Origin of the sequence: Kitasatospora sp. NPDC051164 (assembly GCF_044455625.1) — a bacterium.
In the GTDB taxonomy this organism is placed as follows: domain Bacteria; phylum Actinomycetota; class Actinomycetes; order Streptomycetales; family Streptomycetaceae; genus Kitasatospora.
The window spans coordinates 128,209-154,001 of the sequence record NZ_JBITFB010000007.1; the positions used below are offsets into that span (position 1 = coordinate 128,209).

21 protein-coding genes are annotated in these 25,793 nt (G+C 74.1%); 9 read left to right on the forward strand and 12 right to left on the reverse strand.

Annotated elements, in window-relative coordinates:
- Window positions 1–189 precede the first annotated feature (189 nt).
- A complete protein-coding gene (locus ACIBEC_RS12655; RefSeq protein ID WP_360496193.1) occupies window positions 190–2,616 on the forward strand; it encodes a DEAD/DEAH box helicase in 2,427 nt (808 codons plus the stop codon).
- Here the strand turns inward: ACIBEC_RS12655 and ACIBEC_RS12660 are convergent.
- The 7 genes from ACIBEC_RS12660 to ssd all read right to left on the reverse strand — a co-directional run bounded on the left by ACIBEC_RS12660 (window position 2,611) and on the right by ssd (window position 8,471).
- Entirely contained in the window at window positions 2,611–3,144 is a 534-nt protein-coding gene (locus ACIBEC_RS12660; RefSeq protein ID WP_360496196.1) for an Rv3654c family TadE-like protein, read from the reverse strand. The genes ACIBEC_RS12655 and ACIBEC_RS12660 overlap by 6 nt on opposite strands.
- Window positions 3,132–3,476, reverse strand: coding sequence for a TadE family type IV pilus minor pilin (locus ACIBEC_RS12665; protein WP_360496199.1), 345 nt, complete (start codon window positions 3,474–3,476; stop codon window positions 3,132–3,134). Before ACIBEC_RS12665 ends, ACIBEC_RS12660 begins: the two co-directional genes overlap by 13 nt.
- 193 nt (window positions 3,477–3,669) lie before the next feature.
- The gene (locus ACIBEC_RS12670; protein WP_360496202.1) at window positions 3,670–3,942 is read right to left on the reverse strand and encodes a DUF4244 domain-containing protein; all 273 of its coding nucleotides are present in this window, start codon (window positions 3,940–3,942) and stop codon (window positions 3,670–3,672) included.
- An 87-nt stretch (window positions 3,943–4,029) separates the two neighbouring features.
- Complete coding sequence (locus tag ACIBEC_RS12675) at window positions 4,030–4,599, reverse strand: type II secretion system F family protein (RefSeq protein ID WP_360496205.1); 570 nt, start codon at window positions 4,597–4,599, stop codon at window positions 4,030–4,032.
- A 218-nt stretch (window positions 4,600–4,817) separates the two neighbouring features.
- Window positions 4,818–5,882, reverse strand: a complete 1,065-nt coding sequence (locus ACIBEC_RS12680) for a type II secretion system F family protein (RefSeq protein ID WP_360496208.1) — start codon at window positions 5,880–5,882, stop codon at window positions 4,818–4,820.
- 106 nt (window positions 5,883–5,988) lie between these two features.
- Window positions 5,989–7,347 carry a TadA family conjugal transfer-associated ATPase gene (locus tag ACIBEC_RS12685; protein ID WP_360496211.1) on the reverse strand — a complete coding sequence of 453 codons (1,359 nt, stop codon included), beginning with the start codon at window positions 7,345–7,347 and terminating at the stop codon, window positions 5,989–5,991.
- Window positions 7,347–8,471 (reverse strand): septum site-determining protein Ssd, encoded by a 1,125-nt coding sequence (gene ssd, locus ACIBEC_RS12690; protein ID WP_360496214.1) that lies wholly within the window; start codon window positions 8,469–8,471, stop codon window positions 7,347–7,349. Before ssd ends, ACIBEC_RS12685 begins: the two co-directional genes overlap by 1 nt.
- An 842-nt stretch (window positions 8,472–9,313) precedes the next feature.
- Between ssd and ACIBEC_RS12695 the strand changes: the two genes are divergently transcribed.
- Entirely contained in the window at window positions 9,314–10,111 is a 798-nt protein-coding gene (locus ACIBEC_RS12695) for an HAD-IB family hydrolase (RefSeq protein ID WP_360496678.1), read from the forward strand.
- Window positions 10,112–10,515: 404 nt separating this feature from the next.
- On the opposite strand, the gene ACIBEC_RS12700 is transcribed toward ACIBEC_RS12695, so the two are convergent.
- Window positions 10,516–11,406: an oxidoreductase gene (locus ACIBEC_RS12700; protein ID WP_360496217.1), complete on the reverse strand. Its 891-nt coding sequence runs from the start codon at window positions 11,404–11,406 to the stop codon at window positions 10,516–10,518.
- Window positions 11,407–11,628: 222 nt separating this feature from the next.
- Here ACIBEC_RS12700 and ACIBEC_RS12705 point away from each other — a divergent pair, with 222 nt between their 5' ends.
- The 7 genes from ACIBEC_RS12705 to ACIBEC_RS12735 all read left to right on the forward strand — a co-directional run bounded on the left by ACIBEC_RS12705 (window position 11,629) and on the right by ACIBEC_RS12735 (window position 21,772).
- Complete coding sequence (locus tag ACIBEC_RS12705) at window positions 11,629–12,636, forward strand: ATP-binding protein (RefSeq protein ID WP_360496223.1); 1,008 nt, start codon at window positions 11,629–11,631, stop codon at window positions 12,634–12,636.
- A 445-nt stretch (window positions 12,637–13,081) separates the two neighbouring features.
- Window positions 13,082–15,481 carry a SulP family inorganic anion transporter gene (locus tag ACIBEC_RS12710; RefSeq protein WP_360496226.1) on the forward strand — a complete coding sequence of 800 codons (2,400 nt, stop codon included), beginning with the start codon at window positions 13,082–13,084 and terminating at the stop codon, window positions 15,479–15,481.
- Window positions 15,482–15,722: 241 nt separating this feature from the next.
- A complete protein-coding gene (gene acs / locus ACIBEC_RS12715) occupies window positions 15,723–17,681 on the forward strand; it encodes an acetate--CoA ligase (protein ID WP_360496229.1) in 1,959 nt (652 codons plus the stop codon).
- Window positions 17,682–17,960: 279 nt separating this feature from the next.
- The gene (nhaA, locus tag ACIBEC_RS12720; RefSeq protein ID WP_360496232.1) at window positions 17,961–19,403 is read left to right on the forward strand and encodes a Na+/H+ antiporter NhaA; all 1,443 of its coding nucleotides are present in this window, start codon (window positions 17,961–17,963) and stop codon (window positions 19,401–19,403) included.
- A gap of 247 nt (window positions 19,404–19,650) precedes the next feature.
- The gene (locus tag ACIBEC_RS12725; RefSeq protein ID WP_360496235.1) at window positions 19,651–20,127 is read left to right on the forward strand and encodes a phage holin family protein; all 477 of its coding nucleotides are present in this window, start codon (window positions 19,651–19,653) and stop codon (window positions 20,125–20,127) included.
- Between the two features lie 175 nt (window positions 20,128–20,302).
- The gene (locus ACIBEC_RS12730) at window positions 20,303–21,355 is read left to right on the forward strand and encodes an alpha/beta hydrolase (RefSeq protein WP_360496238.1); all 1,053 of its coding nucleotides are present in this window, start codon (window positions 20,303–20,305) and stop codon (window positions 21,353–21,355) included.
- A 207-nt stretch (window positions 21,356–21,562) separates the two neighbouring features.
- Window positions 21,563–21,772 carry a hypothetical protein gene (locus tag ACIBEC_RS12735; protein WP_360496241.1) on the forward strand — a complete coding sequence of 70 codons (210 nt, stop codon included), beginning with the start codon at window positions 21,563–21,565 and terminating at the stop codon, window positions 21,770–21,772.
- 133 nt (window positions 21,773–21,905) lie between these two features.
- Here the strand turns inward: ACIBEC_RS12735 and ACIBEC_RS12740 are convergent, their stop codons facing one another.
- From ACIBEC_RS12740 to nth, 4 genes are all read right to left on the reverse strand, one after another.
- Complete coding sequence (locus ACIBEC_RS12740; RefSeq protein ID WP_360496244.1) at window positions 21,906–22,604, reverse strand: metal-dependent hydrolase; 699 nt, start codon at window positions 22,602–22,604, stop codon at window positions 21,906–21,908.
- A gap of 220 nt (window positions 22,605–22,824) precedes the next feature.
- Window positions 22,825–24,009 carry a MarP family serine protease gene (locus tag ACIBEC_RS12745; protein WP_360496247.1) on the reverse strand — a complete coding sequence of 395 codons (1,185 nt, stop codon included), beginning with the start codon at window positions 24,007–24,009 and terminating at the stop codon, window positions 22,825–22,827.
- A gap of 46 nt (window positions 24,010–24,055) precedes the next feature.
- Entirely contained in the window at window positions 24,056–24,790 is a 735-nt protein-coding gene (locus ACIBEC_RS12750; protein ID WP_360496250.1) for a CoA pyrophosphatase, read from the reverse strand.
- Window positions 24,787–25,695, reverse strand: coding sequence for an endonuclease III (gene nth / locus ACIBEC_RS12755; protein ID WP_360496253.1), 909 nt, complete (start codon window positions 25,693–25,695; stop codon window positions 24,787–24,789). Before nth ends, ACIBEC_RS12750 begins: the two co-directional genes overlap by 4 nt.
- Window positions 25,696–25,793 lie beyond the last annotated feature (98 nt).

Genomic DNA, 25,793 nt, shown 5'->3' on the forward strand with positions numbered 1-25,793 from the left:
GCGATCCTCGGCCGGACGGCCGCCACCGCATGGTCGCGAGCCCGGGCGCGCCCCAACCAGCACGTGGCAAGCCTCAGCGCTGCGACCCACGGCCGTACGGCCGTCACGGCCACATTCAACCACCTGCGACCATGCCCGCACGATGGCTTACGACGATTCTCCGTCACGCCGGTGACACACTGGGTCCTCATGCCGCCCCGACACAGCCCGCCCGAGGCACTGCTCACGAGCCTGATCACCAGCCGGGGGCGGTCCGACCGGCTCACCCATACGGAGCACCTTCCCGCCCGACCTGCGCGTTATTCACCGTGGCCCGGGTCGATCCGGCCGGAGATCGTGGCCTCGGCACTCGCGGTCGGGGTCGAACGGCCCTGGGCGCACCAGGCAGAAGCGATGAATCTGGCCAAAAGCGGCCAAACTGTGGTGATCGCCACAGGCACCGCCTCGGGCAAGTCGCTGGGCTACCTGGCCCCGGTGCTCAGCGATCTGCTGGACGGCACCGAGGCCCGCAACGGCCGCGGCGCCACCGCGCTCTACCTGGCACCGACCAAGGCCCTCGCCGCCGACCAGCGCCGCCGGGCCGCCGAACTCGCCCCGCCGAGGGTCCGCGCCGCGCTGTACGACGGCGACACCCCGCCCGAGGAGCGCGAGTGGGTCCGCCAGTACGCGTCCTACGTGCTCACCAACCCGGACATGCTGCACCGCGGCATCCTGCCCGGCCACGCCCGCTGGTCCTCCTTCCTCAAGGCGCTCCGCTACGTGGTCGTCGACGAGTGCCACAGCTACCGGGGCGTGTTCGGCTCGCACGTCGCCCAGGTGCTGCGCCGACTGCGCCGCGTGTGCGCCCGTTACGGTTCGTCACCGACCTTCCTGCTGGCCTCCGCCACCACCGCCGAGCCGGCCGCGACCGCCGAACGCCTCACCGGTCTGCCCTCCGTCGCCGTCACTGAGGACGCCTCGCCGCGCGGGCCGATGGTCTTCGGCCTCTGGGAACCGCCCCTGACCGAGAACGTCGGCGAGCACGGCGCGCCCGTGCGCCGCACCGCCACCGCCGAGGCGGCGCACCTGCTCACCGACCTGGTCGAGCGGGAGACCCGCACCGTCGTCTTCGTCCGCTCCCGCCGCGCGGCCGAGGTCGTCGCCCTCCAGACCCAGGACCAGCTCGGCCGACCGCTCGCCGACCGGGTGGCCGCCTACCGCGGCGGCTACCTGGCCGACGAACGCCGGGCCCTGGAACGCGCCCTGCACAGCGGCCGGCTGCTCGGCCTCGCCTCCACCTCCGCTCTCGAACTCGGCGTCGACATCTCCGGCCTCGACGCCGTTCTGATGGCCGGGTACCCGGGCACCCGGGCCTCGCTCTGGCAGCAGGCGGGCCGGGCGGGCCGCGAGGCCCAAGGCGCGCTGGCCGTCCTGATCGCCCGGGACGACCCGCTGGACACCTACCTGGTGCACCACCCGGAGGCGCTGTTCGCGGCACCCGTCGAAGCCACCGTGCTCGACCCCGACAACCCGCACGTGCTCGCCCCGCACCTGTGCGCGGCCGCCGCGGAACTGCCGCTCACCGACGCCGACCTGGAGCTGTTCGGCCCGTCCACCGCACCGCTGCTGCCCGTCCTGGAACGGCGCGGCCTGCTGCGTCGGCGCGGCGACGGCTGGTACTGGACGCGCCGCGAGCGCGCCGCCGACGCCGTGGACCTGCGCGGCAGCGGCGGCAGCCCGGTCCAGATCGTCGAGGCCGACACCGGCAGGCTGCTCGGCACCGTGGACGCCGCGGCCGCGCACACCACCGTCCACACCGGGGCCGTCCACCTCCACCAGGGCCGCACCTACCTGGTCCGGGAGCTCGACCTGGAGAACTCGGCCGCCCTGGTCGAACCGGCCGATCCGCCGTACACCACGGCCGCCCGCGACATCACCTCCATCTCCGTCCTCGGCACCGACACCACCGTCGAGTGGGGCGAGGGGCGGCTCAGCTTCGGCTCGGTGGAGGTGGTCAACCAGGTGGTCGGCTACCTCCGGAAGCGGATCTCCACCGGAGAGATCATGGGCGAGACCAAGCTCGACCTGCCGCCCCGCACGCTGCGCACCCGCGCGGTCTGGTGGACCGTCACCGAGGACCAGCTGCTCGACGCGGACATCCCGCCCGACCAGCTGCCCGGCGCCGCCCACGCCGCCGAGCACGCCTCGATCGGCCTGCTGCCGCTGTTCGCCACCTGCGACCGGTGGGACATCGGCGGCGTCTCCGTCCCGCTGCACCCGGACACCGGGCTGCCGACCGTGTTCGTCTACGACGGCCACCCGGGCGGGGCCGGCTTCGCCGAACGCGCCTTCCAGCGGGCGGTCGAGTGGCTGACGGCCACCCGCTCGGCGATCGCCTCCTGCGAATGCGAGCGCGGCTGCCCGTCCTGCGTCCAGTCACCCAAGTGCGGCAACGGGAACGACCCGCTGGACAAGGCGGCCGCCGTCCGGCTCCTGGACGTGCTGCTGGCCGGGGCTCCGGGGACCGCGGAGGCGGGGGCCCGGACGACGGCGGGAACGGCAGAGGCGAAGACGGACGCAGCAGAGGCGGACGAGGCCGGGGCGGGCCCGGACGGTGGGGCGCCGGCCTCGTCATGAGGCCGCCGACGCACCGCTCGGGGTGCTGTCGAGGCCGTCCTCGGCGGCGGTGACCGCGGCCCGTACCGGACCGGCCCGGGCCCTCGCCCGCGCCGGTCCGACCGGCAGACGGACCGGGAGCCAGCCGACCCTCACCTCGGCCACCACCTCGACGACGTCCGCCGACCGGTCCACCACGCAGGACACCAGGCCCGCACCCTGGGCGGCGGCGATCCCGGCGGCCCGGGCGCAGCCACCGTCCGGGTCCAGCAGCAGCCGGTCCGCCGCCGCCAGGGCCGCGAGGTCGGCGGCCGACTCGGCCCGGTGCCGGGCGGCGACCACCGAGCCGACCGCGATCGTCGCGGCGAACACCGCCGTGCCCAACATCGCCAGGGCGAGCAGCCAGACCGTCGCGGAGCCGGTGTCCGGCCCGCGCCCACCCGCCACCGCCCGTCCGGTACGGGCCCGGGCTAACCGCCCCACCGCCGTCCGCAGCCCGAACGGGCCGGCCTGCGCGGTCAGGACGGCCGGCCCGGTCAGGACGGCCATGGGCCGCCACCTCCCTCCGTGACTCCCACCAGGACGTCCTCCCGCGCCGCCACGGCCGCCGCGCCGACCCGCACCGCGAGCAGTCCGCCGAGCCTGCCCGGCGCCGCACACGGTGCGTCCACGTCGACCCGTACCGTGTCGGCCGTCGGCGTCACCCGGACCCGTGCGCCCTCCGGAGCCGCCGCACGGGCGAGTTCGACGGCGTCCGTCTCCCCGCGTGCGGCCGCCCTGGCACCGACCCGGGCCGCGTCCACGCAGCGGATCTGCGCGGCCGCCGCGAGCACGCCCCAGATCAGCATCGCCGCGAGCAGGACGAGCGCCGGCAGGGCCACCGCCGTCTCCGCCGTGACGTAGCCGCCGTCACCACGCCGACCCGGACGACCGGCTGCTGCCCTGCCCGTCGCGGCCACCGGCCCGGTGCGCGCACCGCGCCGCCGACACGCACCGACGGCGCCCGGGTCTCCGGCGGCCACCTCGGTACCGGCCGCACCGCCGTCACCGCCGTCACCGCCTCCCTGGCTCGTCCTAGGCCGCATGGAGCGCCCGTTGGAGCATGTCGGTCAGCGCGCCGGTGATGGCCTCGCTGGTCACCACCTTGTAGAGCCCGGCCGCGAGGGCGCACGCGCCCAAGGTCCCGACCGCGTACTCGGCCGTGGTCATCCCGGCGTCCGACCGGCCCCGGCGCCGAGCCACCCGGCTCACCCGGCAGGCCGCCCAGCGGCTCTTGCGCCGCCACGCCCCAAGCAGCCGCCGGAGCGGGCGCCCGCCGGCGGGCCTGATCGCGATCACCGCAGTCATGGATCTCTCCTGTCTCTCGTCGTTCTCGTCGTTCTCGTTGCTCTTGCCGCTCTTGCCGCTCTTGCCGGCCGCATGTTCGGCTCCCGGTCACATCGCCTGCGCGAAGAGGCTGGTGAGGCCGACGACCACCGGCACCACCCCGATCAGCACGAAGGCCGGCAGGAAGCAAAGCCCGAGTGGCGCGGTGGCGAGCACCGCGGCCCGGCGGACCCGGGCGTGGGCCGCGCGGGCGGCCGCCGTCCGCAGCCCCTGGGCCAGCCCGATCAGTGGCTCGGCGGCGGGAGTTCCGCCGAGGCTCGTCCGCACCAGGCAGCGCGCCAGCGGCGCCAGCGGCGGGTGCTGCTCGCCCAGTCGGTTCCAGCACAGCTCCGGTGGTGCGCCGAGGGCCAGTTCGGCCCCGATCGCCACCAGCCGGGGACCCATCGGCGCGCCCACGCTCCGGCCGACCGCCGACACGGCCTCGGAGGGCAGCGCCGCCGAGCCGAGGCAGGCCGCCAACAGTTCGGCGCTCAGTGGGAGTTGCCTGGCCAGCAGCTCCTCCTCCAGGGCCGCCCGACGATCCGCCGGCGATCGCGCTCGGGTCGACCACCGGTGGGTGCCAACCGCCGCCAGCGCTCCGACGACCAGCCCGGTGCCGCCACCGAGCAGCAGTGCCACCGCGAGCCCGGCTACGGCAGCCGTGACAACCCGCCGTCGATGCCCGACGCCCGACCCGGTCGGCCCGGTCGGCCCGGTCGACCTCCGTCCCTCCTCCCGCTCACGGGCCCCGGCGAACGCCCGCCGCCGCCTCATCCGGCCACGCGCCAGCACCCGCACCCGCAGTAGGGCGGCCGCCACGGCCGGAAGTCCGGCCACCGCCCACTCGACGCCCCGCATCACCCGACCCCCGCTCCCGCGCCGAGGGCCCGGGCCCGCAGCCGCGACAGCCCGCCGCCCCGTTCGCTCGCTCGGAGCGCGGGCAGCGCACCGTCAGGCGTCCGACGGGGCTCGCCACGCCCCCGGGGGGCCTCCAGGGCGCCCCGGGCCGCCGACCGGACGATGCGTGCCGTCCAGAACACCCCCAGCCCCTCCAGGAGGGCCCCCGCCGCCAGGCAGCCCAACCCGGCGGTCGTGTGCAGCAGCACGGCCAGCGGGCGGGCCCCGAGGGCTGCGCCGAGGAGCAGCCCGGCGGCCGGCAGCGCGGCCAGGACGGCGATCGTCGCCCGTGGCCCGGCCAGTTCCCCGGCGATCTCCTCCGCCAGCGCCCGCTCGCCGCGCAGCGCCTCCGCGACCCGGTCCAGCGCGGCGGCCAGCCCCGCCCCGCTGTCGGCGGCGACCCGCCAGCAGGCCGCGATCGCCGCCGCCCCGCTCCCGCCCGGCAGTTCGGCCAGCAGGTGGAACGCGGCGGGCACGTCCGCGCCGTAGCGGCCGGCCGCGAGCCGGGCCACCGGCTCCTCGCCGAGCCTGCGCCGTCCGTCCGGGTCGGTGGCGAGCCGCGCGGTGACCAGGTGCAGCGCCCGTTCCGGCGTCGCCCCGCCGCGCAACTCCCTGGCCAGCCCGGCGCAGAGCTCCACCACCGCGGCCGCCCGCTGCCGGGCCTCCGCCGCCAGGCGCCGGTGCAAGCGCCACCGGCGCAGCGGCAGGACGGCCAGGGCCGCCGCGAGCACCGGCACCGGCGAGGCGGTGGCCTGCCCGGCGGCCAATCCCACCGGCAGGGCCAGGAGTTCGGGCGTGAGGACCTCCGAAAGCCGGAGCCGGCCGGGCCGCGCCGCCTCCAGCCCCGGGCCCGGCCCCCGTACGGGAGGCCCGCTGCCCGCGAGCACGAGCCTGGAGCGTCGCCCGCCCGGCAACTGCTCCTGCAGCGCTCGCCACCCGGCGACAGCCGCCAGACACAGCACCACCACCCAACAGAGCGGAAGTTGACTTTGCATCGCGCCATTGACCCCCGTTGCCATCGTCATCAGCCCTTTCTCTTCCAGGCCCCGAGCAGCGCCAGGGCACCCGTGGCGCACCCGCCGAGCAGCAGGACGAAGGCGAGTTCCACCGCCCGCACCCCCGCGCCCGCCGTCACGACGGCCCTCCGGGGCCGGGTTCGGCCCCCGCCCCGAGCACCACCCCACGCGCTGCCAGCAGCCCGACCAGCCGCTCCCAGCCCGCCCCGGGCACCAGGCCGCCCGCCGCCGGGAAGGCCACCGCGGGGGTGGTCACGGCCAGCCCGGCGCGATCCCCGGCCAGGGTGTGGATCTCCGCCACCCGGTGCCGCCCCGAGCCCGGATCCCGGACCAGGTGCACCACCACCTCGAGCGCGGCCCGCAGTTGGCTGTGCAGCGCCGGCCGGTCGAGCCCGGCGAGCGAGCCCAGGGCCTCCAGCCGGACCGGCACGTCCGCCGCCGTGTTGGCGTGGACCGTGCCGAAACCGCCTTCGTGTCCGGTGTTCAGCGCGGCCAGCAGGTCCGACACCTCGGCCCCGCGCACCTCGCCGATCACCAGCCGGTCCGGACGCATCCGCAGCGCCTGGCGGACGAGGTCCCGGAGCGTGAACTCGCCGAGCCCTTCCTGGTTGGGCGGCCGGCTCTGCAGCCGGACCACGTGCGGATGGGCCGGCTGCAGCTCCGCCGAGTCCTCGGCGACCACGATCCGCTCGTCCGGCCCGACCAGTCCGAGCAACGCCGCGAGCAGCGTGGTCTTGCCCGAGCCCGTCCCGCCGGAGACGAGCAGTGACAGCCGCGCCCGCACGATGCCGGCCAGCAGGTCGGCGCCCTCCGGCGGCAGTGCTCCGCCCGCCACCAGCTCGTCGAGCGTGAACGGCCGGGGTCGGCAGACCCGCAACGAGATGTGCGTGCAGCCCGCCGCGATCGGGGGCAGCACGGCGTGCAGCCGGGTGCCGTCCGGCAGCCGGGCGTCCACCCATGGCCGGGCGTCGTCCAACCGCCGCCCGGCCGCGGTGGCCAGCCGGTGGGCCAGCCGTCGCACCGCGTCGGCGTCGGTGAACCGGACTCCGGTGGCCCGGTGCAGGCCGCCGCCACGGTCGACCCACACCTCCTCCGGACCGTTCACCAGGACGTCCGTGACGTCGGGCGCCGCCAGCAGCCGGTCCAGCGGGCCCGCACCCACCAGTTCGGCGCGCAGCGAGCGCACGGTGTCCAGGACCTCGTCCCCGCCGAGCGGCGGGCGGGTGGCCCGCAGCGCGGCCGCGACCGAGCCCGCCGTCGGGGCGGCCCCCGACTCGGCCAGCCGCAGCCGCACCGCGTCCACCAGGGCCGCCGCCCGCTGCTCGCGGGCCGTCCGGCCGTACGGGCAGGGCCCGTGCTCGGCCTCCGGCGGCCCGCCGGGCGGCGGCACGCTCCGGAGCGGCCGGTGCTCCCGCCCACCGGTGCCCGGGCCGGGCGCACCGCCCCGAAGGCCTGTTCTGCGCAGACGGACCATCAGTACACACCTCCTCCGACCGCCGGCACCGGCGGCAGCACCTCGTTCAGGAAGGTCGCGCAGAAGCGCGCGAGCGGACCGCTCTCCCTCGTCCCGGGCGGGATGCCCTTCTCGACGTCCTGGGCCAGGCCGGGCTCCGGTTCCAACTCCCCTGCCAGCGGCAGCCGCAGGCCGCGGGCGATGCGGTGGGCCGGCAGCCCGCCGGCCCGGACCGATCGCACCACGGCCCGGACGTCGCCGAGCCGCATCCGGGCGGCCGCCGCGACGCGGTCGGCGGCGGCCACCGCGCGCAGCTCGGCCGGCACCACCAGCAGCGCCAGGTCGGACTGCTCCAACGCCTGCCCGGCGGCCGCGTCGAGGTGGCGGGGCACGTCGACCACCACCAGCCCGCCGCGCCGCCGGGAGGCGGCCAGCACGCTGCGCATGGCCTCCGGCGGCACCGTCAGGGTGTCGCCGCGGTCCCAGGACAGGCAGGCCAGCTCGGAGAGCCGGTTGAGCGCCGGCAGCGCCCGGGCCAGCTCGGCCCCGCTGACCCGCCCGCGCGAGCCGGCCAGATCGGGCCAGCGCAGCCCGCGGGCCATCTCGCCGCCGAGCAGGATGTCGAGGCCGCCGCCCAGCGGGTCGCCGTCGATGAGCATCGTCCGTCGGCCGGCCCGTGCGGACGTGACCGCCAGGGCGCAGGCCAGCGTCGAGGCCCCGGCGCCGCCCCGGCCGCCGAGCACCGCGACGGTGACCGCCGGGGGCCCGCCGCCCTCGGCCGCGTCGGCGATCCGGTCGAGCAGCCAGGCCTCCGCATCGGGCAGGAACAGCACGTGCTCGGCGCCGAGTCGGACGGCCCGGACCCACACGCCGGGGTCGTCCAGGTCGAGTCCGAGCAGCAGCACCCCGCCGCGCCGGCCCAACTCGGAGCAGTGGACGGCCTGGTCGTCCCCGACCAGGACCAGCGAGGCACCTTCCCAGAGCTCCCGCGTCGGCGGCGCGCCCCGGATCAGCCTCGGCTCGGTGCCCGCCGCCGCGCAGAGTCGCAGCAGGTGCTCGGCCAGGCCCTCGTCCTCGGTGACGACGAGCGGCCCGACGGGGCCGGGGCCCTCGGCGGTGACGTGGTCGGCGATCGGCGTCGACATGGTGGTCTCCCCTCCGCGCCGTCGGCCACCGGGGGCGGCCAGCGACGCACGTCGGACGGTTCCGGCGGACGGCCGCCAGGCAGACCTCTGAGAGAGGAAGGGGATGAGGCCCTGCCCGGCGACCGCCGCCGACCATCACGGTGGGGGAGAGATCCGGATTCCGTCATCCACGTTCCGATTGCCTGTGGATAACTCGTGGGCTGTGGAGGAAAACGTTCACCCGGGCGGGGGGCTAATCGGCGAAGAATTGACGAAAGGGGGTCACCGAGATGAACCGGCGGTCTGTCGCGGCGCGATCGGACGATCTCCCGGCCGATCTCCGGGCGGTCTCCCGACCGCCTTCCGGCATCCCTCGGAACGGCCTGCGCCGCCGATCGGAACCAGCCGTTCGTTTCTTGGCAGCGATGAGCAAACAGCGACGCAGAGTGACGAAAGGTGGTCGATGGACCCAGGCGCCGACACCCCCTGTACACCGTCGGCGGGGCACGCGCGGAATGCGCGGCAGCGGACCTTCAAGCCCTGAAAATGGCCCCGGACGTGCGACGACCCCCGCCGGGGGGGAGAGCGGGGGTCGTCTATCCACAGCCCGACTCGGGGGGGAGGAGCCGGACCGGGTTAGCACGGTCGCGAACGATCCGTGACTTCCATGGTGTACCCGAGCGGCCAGAAACACAAACCCACCCGCCCGCGAGTACGCCGAATGGCGGGGTGTTTTGTGGCGCCCTCTATCCTCGGTTCCCGTGGACACCACCGAGAACGCCGACGACCACGCCGACGAGTCCCCGGGCGACCCCACCGGGCCCGAAGAGCTCCCCGCACCCGACCGCCCCCGGTCGGGCGGGCTGCGCACGGCGGCCTTCTTCGACCTCGACAAGACCATCATCGCCAAATCGAGCGCGCTGGCCTTCAGCCGCCCCTTCTACCAGGGCGGCCTGATCAACCGTCGGGCCGTACTGCGCAGCGCGTACGCCCAGTTCGTCTTCCTGGTCGGCGGCGCGGACCACGACCAGATGGAGAAGATGCGTGAGTACCTCTCCGCGCTGACCCGGGGCTGGAACGTCCAGCAGGTCCGCGAGATCGTCGCCGAGACCCTGCACAACCTGATCGACCCGATCATCTACGACGAGGCCGCCTCGCTGATCGAGCAGCACCACGCAGCCGGCCGGGACGTGGTGATCGTCAGCAGCTCCGGCTCCGAGGTGGTCGAGCCGATCGGCGCGCTGCTCGGCGCGGACCACGTGATCGCCACCCGGCTCAAGGTCGAGGACGGCTGCTACACCGGCGAGATCGAGTACTACGCCTACGCGGAGAACAAGGCCGCCGCCATCCGGGAGTTGGCCGCGGTCGAGGGCTACGACCTGGCCGCGTCCTACGCCTACAGCGACTCCTCCACCGACCTGCCGCTGCTGGCGGCGGTCGGCCATCCGTCGGCCGTCAACCCGGATCGGGCGCTGCGCAAGGAGGCGCAGGCCCGGGAGTGGCCGGTGCTGGTCTTCGACAAGCCGGTGGAACTGCGGCGACGGCTGCCCGAGTTCTCCGCTCCGAGCGGTTCGGTGCTGACCGCGGTGGCGGTCGGGACGGCCGTCGTGACCGCCGGAGTGATCTGGTACCTGGCCCGTCGGCGGCGTCCCCTCGCCTGAGGCCCCGCATCCGGCCGAACCGGCCCGCCCGGCCCGCCCTGGATAAAACGGGCAATCGACACAGACTTCTCGTTTCGGGTTCCCCTTTCGCCCGAAACGCGATACAAATGAAGCACGGCCCGCGAGACCCGGTCAGGACCTAAGAGGTCAAACCGACAACGCAGTTCAGGCCCCACGGACCGCGTGTACAGATAGCCGAGCACCCACATGCAGCCGACCCGCTGTCGGGCCGCCGGACCAGACGAACGGGCAGGATCCCCGTCTGATCGGCACTTCCGGTGCATGCATGGTCACCTGGCATCTGCACCAGCGGCGGCACCCAGCAGGATCAGGTGCCGCCGCATCTCCGTGTGTACGGGCCCCTTCGCGGGGCCCTTCCGCCCGTCCCCGTCCGGCCCGGCCGCTCAGGCCATGCCGCGCTGCATCGCCTCGCAGACCGCCGTGCTCTCCCGCACGCCGAGCCGCAGCGCCGCGCCGCAGTGCGCGATCCAGGCTCCCATCCCCTCGGGCGTGCCCGCCAGGTAGCCCGCGAGGGCCCGGCGGTAGGCGGCGGTGCCGAGTTCCGCCAGGCCGACCTCGGCCGGGCAGATCGACTTCGGGTCGAGCCCCTCGGCGATCAGCACGATCCGCTGGGCGGCCCGCGCGATCACCCCGTTGTAGGCGCCGAACGGCCGCAGCGCGAGCAGTTCACCGTGCACCACCGAGGCCACGACGAGGGCCGGCGTGCCCACACCCTGCCCCTCCGCGCGCGCGACCAGCAGCCGGGAGAGCTGGTCGAGCCGGGCCGCGACCTCCTCCGCGCCCGGGGCGGGCGGCAGCTCGGGCAGCGGCCCGTCCGCGGTGTCGGCCTCGACGCTCTCCACCCGCTGCAGCTCCAGCGGGAACAGCGGCTCGGCGCCCTCCCCCGCCCGGCGCGGGCGCCCGGCGACCGGGTCTCCGTCGCCGACCGCGAGCAGGTGCAGCCGGGCCAGCACCTGGAGCGGCGAGTGCCGCCAGATGCTGAGCAGCTGGCCGGCCTCGGCGGCGATCCGCAGGGCGGCGCCGACCGTGCGGGCCTCGGTGTCCGCGCCGAAGTCGGTGCGGCGGCGGACCTCCTCCAGCGGCCAGTCGGCCCCGGCCAGGGCCGCTGACGCGCGGGCGCCGCGCAGCGCGGACTCGGAGGTGACCTCGGCCGCGCGGCGGCGCATCACCCGGTGGCCGTAGAGCCGGTCGACGGCCTTGCGGACCTCGGCGACCGCGTCGGGCACCCCGGGGAGCTGGGCCAGCGGGGCGAGGGGATCTGTTCCAGTGCTCACCTACCCGAGAGTAATGAACGGGCCGCCCCTCCCGGAACAGCAACCCCGCATCACCCGTTAGAGGCAATCCTCACTTCCCTCCCCCGGCGAGGTCCAAACCCCGGCTAGCATGACCACTATCGGAGACGATAACGATTTCCAACTAGAGGGCGCCCCCGTCGCACGCGCCCCCTGGGCAGGCGGCCCCGAGCGAGGGCCCTGAGCGAGAGCCGGAGTCCCCAGATGAAGATCGCCTTCGTCGGCAAGGGCGGCAGCGGGAAGACCACGCTGTCCGCACTGTTCATCCGCCACCTGGCCGCCGCCGGTCGGCCGGTCATCGCCGTGGACGCCGACATCAACCAGCACCTGGGCCCCGCCCTGGGACTGACGGATGCCCAGGCGGCCGGCCTGCCCTCGCTCGGCGCACACCTGCCGGAGATCAAGGAGTACCTGCGCGGCAGCAACCCGCTGATCCGCTCGGCCGAGGAGATGATCAAGACCACGCCGCCCGGCCGCGGTTCGCGGCTGCTGCGGATCGTCGAGGAGAACCCGGTCTACGCCGCCTGCGCCCGCCCGATCGCGCTGGACGAGGGCTCGGTCCGGCTGCTGGCGACCGGCGCGTTCACCGAGGAGGACCTCGGGGTGGCCTGCTACCACTCCAAGGTCGGCGCGGTGGAGCTGCTGCTCAACCACCTGCTGGACGGCTCCGACGAGTACATGGTCACCGACATGACGGCGGGCTCGGACTCCTTCGCCTCCGGCCTGTTCACCCGCTTCGACCTGACCTTCCTGGTGGCCGAGCCGACCCGCAAGGGCGTCTCCGTCTACCGCCAGTACCGGGACTACGCCCGCGACTTCGGCGTGCAGCTGCGGGTGGTCGGCAACAAGGTGCAGGGCCCGGACGACCTGGCGTTCCTGCGCCGCGAGGTCGGCGACGACCTGCTCACCACCTTCGGGCAGTCGGACTGGGTGCGCCGCTTGGAGCAGGGCGCCGAGCCGCCGTTGAAGTCCCTGGAGCCGGCCAACCGGGCCGTGCTGGAGCAGCTGCGGGCCGAGGCCGACGCAGCGTACGGACGGCGGGACGCGCACCGCTACACCGAACAGGCCGTGCTCTTCCACCGCCGCAACGCGGAGAGTTGGGCCAACGCCAAGGTCGGCATCGACCTGGCGACCCAGGTGGACGAGGGCTTCGTCCCGGGCGAGTTCGCGGACGGCGGCGAGCGTCCGGCTCCGGCGGGCGCCCACGCCTGACATCCGCCCCAGCGCGCCCGGACGGGCCGCGGCCTCCCGCCACCCCGGGAAGCCGCGGCCCGTTCGCCGTGTCCGGCCCCACCGCTCGCCCCGCCACTCGCGCCACCGCCACCAGGCCCCCGACCGTTCGAACACCACCCATTGGGGTGAATCAGGGGGTTTTCCGCTTCCCTCCCGCAACAACGCTGTGCAAAGCTTTCATTACTCTCGGTTTACCGAGTCTTGATGGTCCGTCCCGACGGCCCTCGGCGAGACCTCCCGCTCCTCGCCCGGGCTCCTGGCGGGCCCGATGGTCGACGCCGGCCGGTGACACCCGCACTCCCCGCCGCGCCCACGCCATCCCGCCACACCGTCGCGACCCACGACAGCCGATCCGCCCGGAGCCCCACCCCGGACTCACCGCCGGACCTGACTGCGTTCGTTCCCCCGGACAGACGGGAAGACAATGACCCTCGACATCTCCAGCGCCCCCATCGCCTCCGACACCACCGACCACGCACCGCCGGGCCCCGGCGCCCGGATCCGCTGGGCGCAGGACCTGTCCGCCTCGCTCGTGGTCTTCCTGATCGCCGTGCCGTTCTCCCTCGGCATCGCGCTGGCCACCGGCGCCCCGCTCACCGCCGGCCTGGCCGCCGCGGCCGTGGGCGGCATCGTGGTCGGGCTGTTCGGCGGCACCACACTCATGGTCAGCGGCCCCTCGGCCGCGCTGACCGTGATCACCGCCGGGCTGATCGCCCAGTACGGCTGGCAGGCCACCTGCGCCATCACCCTCGCCGCCGGTCTGCTCCAACTCCTGCTCGGCGCACGCCGGGTGGCCCGGACGGCGCTCGCCGTCTCGCCCGCGATCGTGCACGGCATGCTGGCCGGGGTCGGGCTCACCATCGCCATCGCGCAGCTGCACGTCGTGCTCGGCGGCTCGCCGCAGAGCTCCGCGATCGCCAACATCCTCGCGCTCCCGGGGCAGTTGGCCGGCCCGCACCCGCCCGCACTACTGGCCGGCGCGGTGACCGTGGCCGTCCTGCTCGGCTGGCCCCGGCTCGGCCGACTCCCCGGCCGCGCGGGCCGGTTGGGCGCCCGGCTGGCCAAGGTGCCGGGCCCGCTGGCCGCCATCGCCCTGGCCACCGCCCTCGCGCTCGCCCTGGACCTGCGACTCGCCCACATCGAGCTGCCCGCCTGGCAGCCGCACGCCTTCGCGCCCGCCCTGCCGCACGGTCCGGTGCTCGGCCTGATCGCCGCCGTCCTGACCGTCACCGCCGTCGCCAGCGTGGAGTCACTGCTGTCCGCCGTCGCGATCGACCGGATGTCCCGCCGCACCGGCGACCTCGACCGCGAGCTGCGCGGCCAGGGCCTCGCCAACCTGGTGAGCGGCCTGATCGGCGGGCTGCCGATCGCCGGCGGCGCGGTGCGCAGCACCGCCAACGTCCAGGCCGGCGCGCGGTCCAGGTGGGCCTCGGTGCTGCACGGCGCCTGGGTGCTGACCGCCGCGCTGGCGCTGACCGGCGGGCTGCGCCGGATCCCGCTGGCCGCGCTCGCCGCGCTGGTCCTGGTGGTCGGGCTGCAGATGGTGAGCTTCGCGCACATCCGCAATGTGCACCGGCACCGCGAGTTCCCCGTCTACCTCACCACCGTGGTCGCCGTGGTGGCGGCCGGGGTGCTGTGGGGCGTCGCGATCGGGGCCGGCACCGCCGTCCTACTCGCGCTCTACCGGCTGACCCGCGCCCATGTGGACGTCAGGACCGGGCCGGACGGCTCGGTCACCGTCCAGACGCACGGCCCGCTCACCTTCACCGCCGTGCCCCGGCTCAGCCGGGCACTGTCCGACATCCCGGCCCGGGCCGAGGTCACCGTGGTCCACGACGGCTCCTTCCTGGACCACGCCGCTTACGAGACGCTGCACAGCTGGCGCGCCGGGCACCAGGACGCGGGCGGCCGGGTCTCGATGGTGACGAGGCGCCAGGACGACGAGGTGCTCGACCCCGACGGCGCGGTGCGCGCCGGCAGTTCACCGGGGCCGCACCGCTGCCGGGCCTGGACGCCCTGGGTCGGCCACCACTGCATCGAGCAGCAGGAGGACCCGCACGGCCGGCTGCTGGACGGGGTCCGGGTGTTCCAGCTGCACACCGCCCCACTGATCAGGCCCGAACTCGCCCGGCTGGCGCGGGAGGGGCAGACGCCCTCCCAGCTCTTCCTGACCTGCGCGGACTCTCGGATGGTCACCAGCATGATCACCAACAGCGGCCCGGGCGACCTCTTCACCGTCCGCAATGTGGGCAACCTGGTGCCGGCCCCGTTCGAGCCCGGCGCGGCCGACGACTCGGTGGCCGCCGCGGTGCAGTACGCCGTCGAGGTGCTGGAAGTGCGCTCGATCACGGTCTGCGGCCACTCCGGCTGCGGCGCGATGAAGGCCCTGCTGGACGGTGTGCACGAGCACCCCGGTCCGCCCACCCCCCTGGCCCGCTGGCTGCGCAACGGCCGCGGCTCGCTGGACCGGCTCCGGCGGGCGCCCGCCGAGTTCGCCACCCGGCCGGTGGTGGACCCGGTGGAGCAGCTCTGCCTCACCAACGTGGTCCAGCAGTTGGACCAGCTGATGGCGAACCCGGCGGTGGAGCGCCGGGTCGAGGAGGGCACCCTGCGGCTGGTCGGGATGTACTTCGACTTCGCGACCGCCCAGGCCTACGTCCTGGACCGCGCCGCCGGGACGTTCAGCGCGGTCGAGGCCCGTACCGCAGCCGACGCCGCGGCCCACGCCGGGGCTCGGCCCGGCGTGGCATCGGCCGAACGGGTGAATGAGGACGGCCGGGTGCCGTCCGGCGGCGGCGAGGAAGGCCCCCGGCTGGCCGCCTGAGAGCCGGGCCCGTGTCCCCGCCGGGCGGGCCGGGGCACGGGCCCACCAGCCCCGGCACGGTCCTCCGCTCCCGCGCGGCGGACCGTACCGGTCGTGGCCCGATATTCGGTCAAAGGTCTACACCAATTATCAGCAGCCTCTTGTCAACTGCCCCGTTCTCCTGGTGAGCTGTGCGCTGGGACACACGGGACAATCCCCACGCACGGGATCGTCTCTGATCATGACTCGATGAGGAGTGCGTGTGAGCAACGAGAGCCTGGCCAACCTGCTCAAGGAGGAGCGGCGCTTCGCTCCGCCCGCAGAGCTCGCCGCAGCCGCCAACGTCACCGCGGCCGCGTACGCGCAGGCCTCCGAGGACCGTCTGGGCTTCTGGGCCGAGCAGGCCCGTCGCCTCAGCTGGGCCGTCGAGCCGACCGAGACCCTCGACTGGTCCAACCCGCCGTTCGCCAAGTGGTTCGCCGACGGCAAGCTCAACGTCGCGTACAACTGCGTCGACCGCCACGTCGAGAACGGCCTGGGCGACCGGGTCGCCATCCACTTCGAGGGCGAGCCCGGCGACAGCCGCTCGATCACCTACGCCCAGCTCAAGGACGAGGTCTCGCAGGCCGCCAACGCGCTGCTGGAGCTCGGTGTCCGCAAGGGCGACCGGGTCGCGGTCTACCTGCCGATGATCGCCGAGGCGGTCGTCGCGATCCTCGCCTGCGCCCGGATCGGCGCCACCCACTCGGTGGTCTTCGGCGGCTTCTCCGCCGACGCCGTGGCCTCCCGCATCCAGGACGCCCAGGCCAAGCTCGTCATCACCGCCGACGGCGGCTACCGGCGCGGCAAGGCGTCCGCGCTCAAGCCGGCCATCGACGAGGCGCTCACCAAGGTCGACGGCGTCGAGCACGTCCTGGTGATCCGCCGCACCGAGCAGGACGTTGCCTGGACCGAGGGCCGCGACGTCTGGTGGCACGAGATCACCGCGCGCCAGTCCACCGAGCACATCCCCGAGGCGCACGACGCCGAGCACCCGCTCTTCATCCTCTACACCTCGGGCACCACCGGTAAGCCCAAGGGCATCCTGCACACCTCGGGCGGCTACCTCACCCAGGCCAGCTACACCCACCACGCGGTCTTCGACCTCAAGCCGGAGACCGACGTCTACTGGTGCACCGCCGACATCGGCTGGGTCACCGGCCACTCGTACATCGTCTACGGCCCGCTCTCCAACGGCGCCACCCAGGTCATCTACGAGGGCACCCCGGACACCCCGCACCAGGGCCGGTTCTGGGAGATCGTCCAGAAGTACGGCGTGACCATCCTCTACACCGCGCCGACCGCGATCCGCACCTTCATGAAGTGGGGCGACGACATCCCCGCGAAGTTCGACCTGTCCTCGCTGCGGGTGCTGGGCAGTGTCGGCGAGCCGATCAACCCCGAGGCGTGGATCTGGTACCGCGAGCACATCGGTGCCGGCAAGACCCCGATCGTGGACACCTGGTGGCAGACCGAGACCGGCGCCATGATGATCAGCCCGCTGCCGGGCGTCACCGAGACCAAGCCGGGCTCGGCCCAGCGCGCCCTGCCGGGCATCGCGGCCACCGTGGTGGACGACGAGGCCAACGAGGTGCCCAACGGCTCCGGCGGCTACCTGGTGCTCACCGAGCCGTGGCCGTCCATGCTCCGCACCATCTGGGGCGACGACCAGCGCTACATCGACACCTACTGGTCGCGCTTCCAGGGCCGCTACTTCGCCGGTGACGGCGCCAAGAAGGACGAGGACGGCGACATCTGGCTGCTCGGCCGGGTGGACGACGTCATGCTCGTCTCGGGCCACAACATCTCCACCACCGAGGTCGAGTCGGCCCTGGTCGGCCACCCGTCCGTCGCCGAGTCCGCGGTGGTCGGCGCCGCCGACGCCACCACCGGGCAGGCCATCGTCGCCTTCGTGATCCTGCGTGGCGGCGTGACCGAGAGCCCGGAGCTGGTCGACGAGCTGCGGGCGCACGTCGGCCGCACGCTGGGCCCCATCGCCAAGCCGAAGCAGATCAAGGTGGTCGGCGAGCTGCCGAAGACCCGCTCCGGCAAGATCATGCGCCGTCTGCTGCGCGACATCGCCGAGGGCCGCGAGGTCGGCGACACCACCACCCTCGCCGACAGCTCGGTGATGAGCCAGATCCAGGCCCAGCTGCCGCCCATGGGCAACGGCAACGGCTGAGCCGACTGAGACAGCGACTGTGCCCCGGGCGGTGGTCATCGCCCGGGGCACAGCCGTTCCTCCGGGCCGCCCCCGTTCCTCCGGGTGCGGAACCCATCCGTAGGGCTTAAGTCCTTGAATAGGACAATCCGGACGTCACCCGAACATCCCGTTAGACTGTTAACGACGCATCAAGATCCCCCCGGCGGGATCCGGGCGTCACAGGGCGCGCCGGGAAGTCTGGTCGGCAACTGCACCACCCGTGCATCCGTTGCCGCTCCCAGCCCCAGGAGGTCCCGCGTGACCGACCAGCCGCCCGTCCTCGAGCCGACGACCCGCCGCCGGCAGTTCCTCGGCCGGCTGTCACTGCCCGAGCGCACCTTCATCACCGACGCCCTGCGGACCGAGACGGTCGGCGGCATGTTGCTGCTGGGCGCCGCCGTCATCGCACTGATCTGGGCCAACGTCTGGCCGCAGGCGTACCAGAGCATGCTCGACTACACCGTCGGCCCCTCCGCCCCGCTGCACCTCGACCTCTCCCTGGCCACCTGGGCCAAGGACGGACTGCTGACGATCTTCTTCTTCGTCGCCGGAGTCGAGCTCAAGCGCGAGTTCGTCGCGGGCGAGCTGCGCACGCCCAGTGCCGCGGTGCTGCCCGTCATCGCCGCCGTCTGCGGCGTGGCGATGCCCGCGATCCTGTTCGCCCTGGTGAACTCCGGCAGTGGCGGACACCCCGGCGGCTGGGCGATCCCGACCGCCACCGACATCGCCTTCGCCCTCGGCGTTCTGGCCGTGGTCGGCAGCCACCTGCCCTCGGCGCTGCGAGCCTTCCTGCTCACCCTGGCCGTCGTCGACGACCTGATCGCGATCCTGATCATCGCGATCTTCTACAGCTCCGGCATCAAGTTCTGGGCGCTCGGACTGGCCCTCGCCGGGCTGGTGCTGTTCTGGTTCCTGCACCGGCGCGGGGTGCACGGCTGGTACCTGTTCGTGCCGCTGGCCCTGGTGACCTGGGCGCTGATGCACGAGAGCGGCATCCACGCCACGGTGGCGGGCGTCGCGATGGGCCTGATGCTGCGCTGCCACCGGGAGGGCGACGAGCAGCACTCCCCCGGCGAGCACATCGAGCACCTGGTCCGCCCCCTCTCGGCCGGTTTTGCCGTCCCGGTGTTCGCGCTGTTCTCGGCCGGGGTGACGATCTCCGGCCCGGCGCTGCGCGAGGTGTTCACCCAGGCCGTCCCGCTCGGCATCGTGGTCGGCCTGCTGGTCGGCAAGTCGGTGGGCATCTTCGGCGGCACCTGGCTTGCCGCCCGGTTCACCAGGGCCGAGCTGAACCCGCAGCTCAAGTGGGCCGACATGGTCGCCGTCTCGGTGCTCGCGGGCATCGGCTTCACCGTCTCGCTGCTCATCAGCGAGCTGGCCTTCCCGGACGACCCGGCGCTCGCCGCCCTGGCCAAGACGGCCGTCCTGGTCGGCTCGCTGCTCTGCGCGATGGTCGCCACCGTGCTGCTGAAGCTGCGCAACCGGCACTACCGCGCGCTGTGCGAGGAGGAGGACCGGGACACGGACGGGGACGGCATCCCGGACGTCTACCAGGAGGACGACCCGGCCTGGCGGGCCCGGGTCTCCGGGGGCTCCGCCGACTCCGGGAATGCCGGGAACGCCGACAACTCCGGGAACGCCGGCAACTCCGGCAACTCCGGCAACTCCGGCAACTCCGGGGCCGCTGGAACGGGCCGCTGACGGTCCCTCCGGGAGGCTCCGCGCACGGACCCCGGAGCCTCCCGGGAACCCCGTCCGGGAGCCCCTGGAGGCCGTCCGCAACGGAGACACGTCCCTCCGGCGGGGGCCCGGAGTGGTGTCCGACTGACCGGTAGGGGCATGATTCTGAGCTGTCGACAATCCACTGACGCCTCCGGACCCCCCAGCGGCCCCGGAACCGCAGACCCGCGGCGGCGTCACGCCGCACAGCCGCAGAGGAGAACCGCTGATGCCCGCAGGAGCCGCAGACCCGTCCAGCAACGGCCGGGCGCCCTACGAGGGCGAGCGTTCGGTGGGGCAGCTGTTCGCGGCGGCCACCGCCGACCTGTCCGCGCTGGTCCACGACGAGATCGCGCTCGCCAAGGCCGAGATCCGGGCGGACGTCAAGCGCGGCGTCTCCGGCGGCGTCTCGCTGACGGTTGCCGGCGTGGTGGCGCTGTTCTCGATCCCGATGCTGAGCGCCGCCGCGGCCTTCGGCATCCACGCGCTGGGCATTTCGCTGGGCTGGTCCTTCCTCATCGTGGCCGGCGCCTACCTGCTGCTCGCGTTGCTGCTCGGGGCGCTGGCGTACCGCTCGTTCAAGAAGATCGAGCCGCCGCGCCGCACCATCGAGGGCGCCCAGAAGACCGCCGACGTGCTGAAGAACGCCCGGCCGCGCCCGGCCACCAAGGAGGAGATCGACCGCGCCCTGGGCCGCATCCCGTAAAGCGGTCCTGTCGGGCGGTTCCGTCAACCGTCCCGTCAGACGGTCCCGTCACGTGGTGCCGTCACGTGGTGCCGTCAACCGTCCCGTCAACTGCCCCGCCGACGGTCCCTTGCCGGAGGGGCCGACAGTGAGTGCCGGGCACGTGTCCGACGCGCGGATGTGACACGCTCTCGGTATGCCGCTTGACCAGAAGCCCGTGCCCGCGCAGCCGTCCGCCGACTCCGGCCCCGGCCTCGTCCCCGAGGGCCCCGGCCCGGCCCCCGAACGGGAGCCCGTCGAGGCGGATGTCAAGGCGCCCGCCGGGGCCGCTGCGGCGGCGCAGGCCGAGGCGTGGAGCATCCGGCAGGCCGGCCCGTGGACGCACCGCGACCTCGCGGCCAACGGCGCCCGCTTCCACATCGCCGAGCTGGGCTCGGGCCCGCTCGTGCTGCTGGTGCACGGCTGGCCCGAGTACTGGTGGGCCTGGCGCCACCAGCTGACCGCGCTCGCCGAGGCCGGCTACCGGGCGGTGGCGCTCGACCTGCGGGGCGTCGGCGGCAGCGACCGCACCCCGCGCGGGTACGACCCCGGCAACCTCGCCCTGGACATCACCGGGGTGATCCGCTCGCTCGGCGAGCGCCGGGCGCACCTGGTCGGACATGCCTCCGGCGGCACCCTCGCCTGGGTGGCGGCCGTGATGCGCCCGTCCGTCATCCAGAGCCTGACCGTGGTCTCGGCCGCGCACCCGAGGGACCTGCGCCGGGCCCTGCTGACCGACCGCCGCCAGTTCGCCGCGTTCGAGCACGTGCTGGGCTTCCAGCGGCCGTGGATACCGGAACGCCGCCTGGTGGCCGACGACGCCGAGCTGGTCGGCCGCTACCTGACCTCCTGGACCGGCCCGAACGGCCTGGACGAGGCCGAGGTGCACGCGTACCGGCAGGCGATCCAGATCCCCAGCACCGCGCACTGCTCGATCGAGCCGTACCGCTGGCTGATGCGGTCGATGGCCCGGCCGGACGGCATCCAGTTCGCCCGGCGGATGAAGAAGCCGATCACCGCGCCGACCCTGCACGTCCAGGGCGCGGCGGACCCGGTGCTGCTGTCGCACACCGCGCTCGGCGGGGGCGAGTACGTGGCGGCGCCCTACCGCTGGCGGCTGCTGCCGGGGGTCGGGCACTTCCCGCACGAGGAGGCGCCGGAGGAGTTCACCGCCGAGCTGCTGGACTGGGTCGGGCGTCACAAGGAGTGACCCGCGCCGGAGACGGCCGGAGACGGTCGGGGAGGCCGGGGAGGCCGGGCGGCGAGGCGGCCAGGCGGCCAGGCGGCAGGGGAAGGCGCCTGGCCCAGTGACTCGAGTGCAACTCCCTTGATGCTGTGTTCATATGACAAGCACATAGGCCAATCTCGACACGACCCCGGCGGTTACCTCGACCGGCCCAGGGGCATCCATACCGGTATGAGTTGGATGCCCGATCGCGGCGCCGCCCCGCGCGGCCGACGCCAGAACAGCCCCCAGCGTTCCGCCCACCGCCCCGACCGGGCGGACGACCTCGGCTTCGACGGCCTCGACCCCCGTCAGCGCGCCGAACGGCGGCAACTCGGCATCCCACACATCCTCGGTCGGCGCGCCCGCTGGGTGGGCGCACGACTGCGGCGCGAGACCTGAGGCCTCGCGCCGCGTGAGTCCGACGGTGACGGACGGCCGGTGGTGACGGACGGCCCGTGGTGACGGACGGCCGGTGGTGACGGGCCGCCCGTGGTGACGGGCGGCCGGTCGACGGCCGCCCGGCGCGCACCGCTCAGTTCGTGATCGGCGACAGCGCGGTGAACCAGAGCAGGACGAAGGTCGCCACCGACATGATCGGCACCAGCACCTTGGTCTCGACGTCGTTGCCGCTGCGCTTGATCAGCACGATCTCGTAGCGCTCCTTGTGCGGCCAGAGCAGCGGCGCGCCCTTCTTGGTCAGGCAGTCGCCCAGCAGGTGCGCCAGCGTGCCCAGCGCCACCGCGTACGGCAGCCAGCCGGGCGCGTTGGGCATCCAGGTGTTCATCCCGAAGGTGCCCAGCGCGGACAGCCCGATGATGGTGATCCAGCTCTGCGGACCGTCACCCGGCGGGCAGAGCCGCAGCGCCCGGATCGCGAGCGCCAGCAGGAAGAACGTCAGCACGAGCGTGAAGTTGCGGCCCAGGAAGGTGACGCCGGCCCAGGTGCCGGCGCCCATCAGCCCGACGAACAGCAGCGAGTGGGTGGCGTGCCGGTGGCCGCCGGAGGCCCACGCCACGAAGCGGCAGAGCGCCTTGGAGATCGGACCGAGGAAGTTGGCGATCGAGCCGTCGTGGTGGTCGAGGTCCGGCAGCAGGGCCGCACCCGCGCACAGCACCGTGCCCATCAGTATGTCCGCCGGCTGCAGCGTGGTGTGCAGCAGCAGCGGGGGCAGGAAGGGGGCCGATGCCGCGTACAGCATCGCCCCGCTCACCGCGTGCGAATGACCCATCATCGGACTGCCACGACCTCCCGTCGGGCCCACTCCGGGACGACGCCAGATTGAGCCGAACGGGTGAGCGCGGCCGAGGCTACCAGGGCGGACTGACGGTGCGACGGATATCGGACGGCCCGGCCCCCGGCGTGCCCCGCCCACAAGAGGCCCGGACCGGGGCTTCCGGGCCACCCGGACCGGGGCTTCCGGGCCGCCCGGGCCCGGACCGGGGCGCCCGACGTCAGAGCGCGCAGCCCTGGGTCTCCACCCGGGCGGTCGCGGCACTGCCCTGCTGGACGTCCTCGCGGACCTCCGCCGCGGTCAGCACGTACCCGGTGTCGGCGCTGTCCAGGGACTTGGCGAACACCACGCCGTACACCTGGCCGTCCGGGGTGAGCAGCGGGCCGCCGCTGTTGCCCTGGCGGACCACCGAACGCACCGAGTAGACGTCGCGCACCACCTGGCCGCGGTGGTAGATGTCCGGGCCGTTGGCCTGGATCCGGCCGCGGATGCGGGCCGGCTGGACGTTGAAGGCGCCGTTCTCCGGGAAGCCGGCCACGATCGCGCTGTCGTTGGTCTTCGCCTCGCCCGCGAAGGTCAGCGCGGGCGCGTTCAGCTTCGGCACGTCCAGGACCGCGATGTCGCGCTGCCAGTCGTAGCGGACCACCGTCGCGTCGTACAGCTGGCCGAGGCCGCCGATCTGCACCGTCGGCTCGTTGACCCCGCCGACCACGTGGGCGTTGGTCATCACCCGGTGCGGGGCGAAGACGAAGCCGCTGCCCTCCAGGGTCTTGCCGCAGGAGGTCGCCGTGCCGACCACCTTGACCAGGCTCTGCTTGGCCCGCGCCACCGCCGGGCTGGCGGCCAACGCCGGGTCCGGGGTGTCGACCTGGGTGATCGGCTCGTGCTCGAAGGGGTTGAAGACCTGCGGGAAGCCGTTGCGGGCGAGCACCTTGGAGAAGTCCGAGAACCAGTTCGGCGCGTCGGAGGGCAGCGCGTTCTGCACCCCGCCGAGGATCGCCGAGGAACGGACCTGCTTGGAGACCGTCGGCAGCGAGGCCCCGGCCAGCGCCGAACCGATCAGCCAGGCCACCAGCAGCATCGAGACCACGTTCACCACCGCGCCACCGGCCGCGTCCAGGACCCGGGCCGGGCGGCGGCCGATGTGGCCGCGCAGCTTCCAGCCGAAGTGCGCGGTGACCGCCTGGCCGATCGCGGCGAAGACGATCACCACCACGACGGCCACCACCGAGGCCGTGGTGCCGGGGCTCAGGTGGTCCAGCAGCAGCGGCAGCAGCTCGACGGCCAGCAGACCGCCGCCGAGGAAACCGACCAGCGACAGGACACCGACCACGAAGCCCTGCCGGTAGCCCGACACGGCGAATCCCACGGCAGCGGCGATCAGCAGCACATCCAGGACGTTCACTCCGACACCCTCCCACGGTCCGCAGGCCGGACCGGCCGACAGCCGGTCACGATCCTCCGGCGTCGCCGCCCGGCAGCGCGCGGGAATGCTCGAGGTCACCCTGGACCAGGGCCAGCGCGTCGTCCGAGAGGTTGACGACCCGGGACGGATCCCAGGGCAGCTCCAGCCCGCTGTGGTGCAGCACCCGGTCGATCACCCCGGCGGTGAAGCCCCAGACCAGCCGTCCGGCGACCGCGAAGGCCGGACCGATGTGCCCCGAGGGGTGGCGCAGCCGCACCCGGTTCGCCGGATCGGCCAGGTCGGCGATCGACACCCGGAACACCGCGCCGGTCTCGCCCTGGTCCACCGGACGCACCGGCGACTCCTCGCGCCACCAGCCGAGTACCGGGGTCACCACGAAACGGCTCACCGGGATGTACAGCCGCGGCAGCGCCGCGAACACCTGCACCCCGTCCGGGTCCAGGCCGGTCTCCTCCCAGGCCTCCCGCAGCGCCGCGGCGATCGGCCCCGGGCCGTCCGGGTCGCCGTCCTCCGGGTCCAGCGCGCCGCCCGGGAAGGACGGCTGACCGGCGTGCGAACGCAGCGACCGGGCCCGCTCGATCAGCAGCAGGTCCGGCCCCTCCGGGCCCTCGCCGAACAGCATCAGCACGGCTGCCGCCCGGCCGCCCCCGACCGGCGGCAGGAAGCGGCTCAGCTGCTCCGGCAGCACCCGCTCGGCCGCCTCCCGGACCGGCTCCAGCCAGGTCGGCAGGTCCTCCCGCTCGATCCCCCGCGCGATCATGCGCCCACCGCCAGGTCCGCGACCTGCCCCTGGTGGGCGGCGGCGTCCGCACGGGCGGCCGCCTCACCGGGGAAGTCCGCCGGGGGCCTCAGCCGCTGCCCGGGTTGGCCGCCCATCTCGTACTTCAGCAACTTCCGTGCCTTCTCCGGGTCGGTCACGCCCTCGCCGTACGCGGGGCAGAGCGGCGCGATCGGGCAGGCGCCGCAGGCGGGCTTCTGGGAGTGGCAGATCCGGCGGCCGTGGAAGACCACCCGGTGCGAGAGCATCGTCCACTCCGACTTCGGGAAGATCTCGGCGACGGCCGCCTCGACCTTCACCGGGTCCTCCTCGGACGTCCAGCCGAACCGCCGGGCCAGGCGGCCGAAATGGGTGTCGACGGTGATCCCCGGCACTCCGAAAGCATTGCCCAACACGACGTTCGCGGTCTTGCGGCCGACACCCGGCAGAGTCACCAGGTCGGCCAGGCGCCCCGGGACCTCACCGCCGAACTCGTCGCGCAGCGCGATCGAAAGACCGATCAGCGACTTCGCCTTGTTCCGGAAGAACCCGGTCGGGCGGATGATCTCCTCCAGCTCCTCGGGGTTCGCCGCCGCCATGTCCTCCGGCGTCGGGTACTTCGCGAACAGTGCCGGAGTGGTCTGGTTCACCCGCAGGTCGGTGGTCTGCGCCGACAGCACGGTGGCCACCAGCAGTTGGAAGGGGTTCTCGAAGTCCAGCTCCGGATGCGCGTACGGGTAGAGCTCCGCCAACTCACGGTTGATCTTCCGGGCCCGCCGCACCATCGCCAGATGCGACTCGGGCTTCCTCGGCTTCACGGCGGGCCTCTTCGCCGCCTTCGCCACCGCCGACTTCACCGCCGGCTCGGCCTTCGGCGCCGCCACGTTCCGGACCTTGCTCTCTGCCATGCACGAAGGCTACGCCGACCGAACCACCGCTTGTGGGCGATCAAGCACGGAAGCCGGGCCCGGCCAGGGCGTGTTGTCCGACTCCTCGGCACGAAGTC

Excerpts from the sequence above, each read along its gene's own strand:
- ACIBEC_RS12655 (WP_360496193.1), top strand. The coding sequence starts at position 190 with ATGCCGCCCCGACACAGCCCGCCCGAGGCACTGCTCACGAGCCTGATC.
- ACIBEC_RS12660 (WP_360496196.1), bottom strand. The coding sequence starts at position 3,144 with ATGGCCGTCCTGACCGGGCCGGCCGTCCTGACCGCGCAGGCCGGCCCG.
- ACIBEC_RS12670 (WP_360496202.1), bottom strand. The coding sequence starts at position 3,942 with ATGACTGCGGTGATCGCGATCAGGCCCGCCGGCGGGCGCCCGCTCCGG.
- ACIBEC_RS12680 (WP_360496208.1), bottom strand. The coding sequence starts at position 5,882 with ATGACGATGGCAACGGGGGTCAATGGCGCGATGCAAAGTCAACTTCCG.
- ACIBEC_RS12685 (WP_360496211.1), bottom strand. The coding sequence starts at position 7,347 with ATGGTCCGTCTGCGCAGAACAGGCCTTCGGGGCGGTGCGCCCGGCCCG.
- ssd (WP_360496214.1), bottom strand. The coding sequence starts at position 8,471 with ATGTCGACGCCGATCGCCGACCACGTCACCGCCGAGGGCCCCGGCCCC.
- ACIBEC_RS12705 (WP_360496223.1), top strand. The coding sequence starts at position 11,629 with ATGAAGATCGCCTTCGTCGGCAAGGGCGGCAGCGGGAAGACCACGCTG.
- ACIBEC_RS12710 (WP_360496226.1), top strand. The coding sequence starts at position 13,082 with ATGACCCTCGACATCTCCAGCGCCCCCATCGCCTCCGACACCACCGAC.
- ACIBEC_RS12725 (WP_360496235.1), top strand. The coding sequence starts at position 19,651 with ATGCCCGCAGGAGCCGCAGACCCGTCCAGCAACGGCCGGGCGCCCTAC.
- ACIBEC_RS12730 (WP_360496238.1), top strand. The coding sequence starts at position 20,303 with ATGCCGCTTGACCAGAAGCCCGTGCCCGCGCAGCCGTCCGCCGACTCC.
- ACIBEC_RS12735 (WP_360496241.1), top strand. The coding sequence starts at position 21,563 with ATGAGTTGGATGCCCGATCGCGGCGCCGCCCCGCGCGGCCGACGCCAG.
- ACIBEC_RS12740 (WP_360496244.1), bottom strand. The coding sequence starts at position 22,604 with ATGATGGGTCATTCGCACGCGGTGAGCGGGGCGATGCTGTACGCGGCA.
- ACIBEC_RS12750 (WP_360496250.1), bottom strand. The coding sequence starts at position 24,790 with ATGATCGCGCGGGGGATCGAGCGGGAGGACCTGCCGACCTGGCTGGAG.
- nth (WP_360496253.1), bottom strand. The coding sequence starts at position 25,695 with ATGGCAGAGAGCAAGGTCCGGAACGTGGCGGCGCCGAAGGCCGAGCCG.